This window comes from Pontibacterium sp., from assembly GCF_041587635.1.
Classification (GTDB): Bacteria; Pseudomonadota; Gammaproteobacteria; order Pseudomonadales; family Balneatricaceae; genus Pontibacterium.
Window position 1 is genome coordinate 1 of sequence record NZ_JBFGYC010000488.1, and the last position, 3,027, is coordinate 3,027.

The 3,027-nt window shown below is 51.0% G+C and carries 2 protein-coding genes; both read right to left on the reverse strand.

The features are described 5' to 3' along the window. Positions 1–1,034 (reverse strand): ammonium transporter (locus ABYW01_RS17910; RefSeq protein ID WP_372835434.1); only part of this gene is annotated, 1,034 nt, incomplete at its 3' end. Positions 1,035–1,301: 267 nt separating this feature from the next. Beyond that, positions 1,302–3,027: bifunctional 23S rRNA (guanine(2069)-N(7))-methyltransferase RlmK/23S rRNA (guanine(2445)-N(2))-methyltransferase RlmL (gene rlmKL, locus ABYW01_RS17915; RefSeq protein ID WP_372835437.1), on the reverse strand; the 1,726-nt coding region annotated here is incomplete at its 5' end.

Below are 3,027 nucleotides of genomic sequence, written 5' to 3' on the forward strand. Positions count from 1 at the left end.
ACGCCACCCAGACCACCCAGTGCAGATGAACCAAAGATACCCGCTGCAACACCACCCCAGGCGCCACAAAGACCATGCAACGGCCACACACCCAGCACATCATCGATTTTCCACTTGTTCTGCTGAATGGTAAACAACCAGACAAAGATCACACCTGCAATACCGCCCACAACCAACGCACCAATAGGGTGCATCACATCAGACCCTGCACAGACCGCCACAAGACCCGCCAGCGGACCGTTATGAATGAAACCCGGGTCATTACGCCCAACGATCAACGCGGTCACAATACCGCCCACCATCGCCATTAACGTATTCACAGCGACCAGACCAGAAATGCCATCCAGTGTTTGCGCAGACATTACATTGAAACCAAACCAGCCGATGGACAGAATCCAGGCACCCAGCGCCAGAAACGGAATATTGGATGGCGGGAACGCCACCAGCTTGCCACCACGGTAACGACCTTTACGGATACCCAACAACAGCACCGCTGCAAGCGCAATCCAACCACCCACACCATGCACAACTACAGAACCTGCAAAATCATGAAATCCGGCACCAAACGAACTTTCCAGCCACGCCTGAAAACCATAATTCCCATTCCAGATCATGCCCTCAAAGAATGGGTATACAAACGCCACAGTCAGCGCCGACGCCAAAAGAACCGGCCAGAACTTAGCACGCTCCGCAATACCACCGGAAACGATAGCCGGGATCGCTGCCGCAAAGGTCATTAGAAAGAAGAATTTAACTAACTGGTAACCATTCCCCTCAGCCAGCGTTGCCGCATCCTGAAAGAACGTCACATCGTATGCAATCCAGTAACCGATAAAGAAGTAGGCGATCGCAGACACGCCAAAATCCGTCATGATTTTAACCAGCGCATTCACCTGGTTCTTATGACGTACGGTTCCGACCTCAAGAAAGGCAAAACCGGCATGCATGGCGAACACCATAATGGCGCCCATCAGTATGAAGAGCGTGTTGGAACTCTGAACGAGTGTTTCAACGGCACTGTTAACGTTTTCCACTGTTAACTCCTGCTTGTATATGACCTTATGCACCATAAACTAGCCTGAACAATCAATCAGGCACCATTTTGGTGCGTTATTTTAGTTATCAATGCCCTGCTTTTGCATCAGCGTCCTTTGATTGCGCCACTTCGGGTCACCCTGAAACCACTGGATTTCGGGGCCCTCTATGAAGGAAGCGCCAATAAAGTGCATACCATCACAATGCTGATGCGAAAACAGGGCACAGTTAACCGGCTATATATGCAGAGAATGTGCCAAACGAGATCACTCGGGGCGAGTGATCTCAAAGCAGACATGAATACGCTGGTTACGCTTAAAGTCTGGATCCAGCGTTTGTTGCGTAATATCCCGAACCTGGAAATCACTCAATGCTTCGTAATCGAGCTTAAACCGACGATAGTTATTGGAGAAGATCAGCTTGCCACCCGGACGCAATAATCCCATCGCAGCTTCGACCAGTTCTACATGATCACGCTGAACATCCAGCACATTGGACATCTTCTTGGAGTTAGAAAACGTCGGAGGATCCATAAAGATCAGATCGTACTCCGGCTTGAACTGACTATGCAGCCACTTGAAACAGTCTGAGCGAATAAAGCTATGTGCTTTGCCTTTAAAGCCGTTCAGCTCAAGGTTACGCTCAGCCCAGTTCAGATAGGTAGATGACATATCCACACTGGTCGTCGATTTCGCGCCGCCAACAGCTGCATGCACCGATGCAGTGCCGGTGTAGCAGAACAGATTCAGGACATCTTTACCCTGTGCTTCCTGCTGAATACGCAGACGTACCGGACGATGATCGAGGAATAACCCTGTATCGAGATAATCTTTCAGATTCACCAGCAAGCGACAGCCGTGTTCGCGGACTTCGAAGAAGTGCTGGGTCTGGGATTGTTTCTCGTACTGAGACGTCCCCTGCTGACGTTTACGCTGCTTTAACGTAATACGCTCTGCTGGCATATCCAGCACAACAGGTAACGCTGCCATGACTTCGTTCAGACGGGTGAAGGATTTAACTTTATCCACTTTCTTGGGTGGTGCGTATTCTTGCAGATGCACCTGATCACCGTAGATATCCACAGCCACCTGATATTCAGGAATATCCGCATCGTATACACGATAACACTGAATATTTTCGCGTCTGACCCACTTAGACATCTGCTTCAGATTCTTACGCAAACGGTTTGCAAACATCTGCGCGCCTTCGCTGAGCTCTGCGGGCTCAGCTTGCGCTTCAGCTGCTACGGACCTCTCTTCAACTTTGTCGGAAATACCGTATATAAACAAACGGCTTTCAATCGCACCGTTGAAGAATTTGTACTGTTTATCTGCACGCAGCCCCATCACTTTGCATAGCTCAGGATTGCCGGTAAAAATCGCCGCCTGCCATCCAGGGAACTGGCGCTTAAGCAGATCGCCCAAATGTCGGTACAGGAACATCAACTGCGACTCTTCCCCCAAACGTTCTCCATACGGCGGGTTGGTCAGCATCAGGCCCGTTGCCGCTTCTGGCAAATCGCCACGCTGCATATCCTCAATGCGCCCCGTACGAAACTCAATGAACGCATCAACGCCCGCACGTGCAGCGTTATCTTTTGCCGTACGCAACACCTTGGAGTCCATGTCCCGGCCTGCAAACTTAGTTGTCAGCGTCATTAGTCCGGCATCTCTACGCGTCTCAGCGTCTTGTATCAAGGACTGCCAGATATCACGCTTGTGCTGCAACCAGCGATTGAAACCGTAGTAACGACGATGCAAACCCGGAGCGATATCGGCCGCCATCAGAACCGCTTCGATAAGCAACGTGCCGGAACCACACATTGGATCCACCAACAACGGGCGCTCTTCAGCCACTCCCGGCCAGCCGCAACGAATAAGCAGCGCTGCTGCGAGATTCTCTTTTAACGGTGCTTCACCCGCACGTAAGCGGTAAGCACGACGATGCAGACTGTCACCAGACAGATCCAGACACAGCGTTGCAACACCCCGA